This window comes from Xanthobacter sp. BG11Y11_SDJG, assembly GCF_057364445.1.
This window is the reverse complement of the sequence record NZ_JBNFNU010000914.1, coordinates 1-485: the sequence shown is the minus strand read 5'-3', so window position 1 is coordinate 485 and position 485 is coordinate 1. Positions and strand designations below refer to the sequence as shown.

Genomic DNA, 485 nt, shown 5'->3' with positions numbered 1-485 from the left:
GATCGCGCCGCTCGGGGGGGATCGGTCGGGCGGCCGTCATTGCGCTGCCTCCGTCCGGAGCGCCGCGAGATCGGCATCGAGGTCGTTGCGGCGGGGGTGCCACAGGCCACGGCGGCGGGCGTCGGCGAAGCGCGCGGCCATGGCGTGTGCCGCCTCGCGGTTCTGGTCGAGGAGGAAGGCGCGGACGGCGCCGTCGCCGAGATAGGCCGCATGCAGCCGGTCGAGCAGCGCGGAGGGCACGGCCTCGGTGGTCTCGGCGAAGGCGACGAGGCGGTCCACGGTCTCCAGAAGCTCGGCCGCCCCGCGCGGCCCGTGCCGCATCTGGCCGGCGATGAAGACCGGCGATACCCGGCCATGGACCAGCAGCGCCAGCGACTCGCCGAGCGAGCGCCCGCGCGGCCGGGCGGGGTCGCGGGTGTCGGAGGCATCACCAGATGGGCCCTGCGGCCGAGCGCATGGGCCGCGGCCGCGCAAGCCGCCGACGA

Annotated in this window: 1 protein-coding gene; it reads right to left on the bottom strand. The window is 76.7% G+C overall.

All coding sequences use genetic code 11. The features are described from left to right. Nucleotides 1-36: 36 nt before the first annotated feature. The coding region (locus tag AC2W7M_RS27270) for a cobaltochelatase subunit CobN (RefSeq protein ID WP_486136379.1) at nucleotides 37-485 on the bottom strand (449 nt) is incomplete at its 5' end.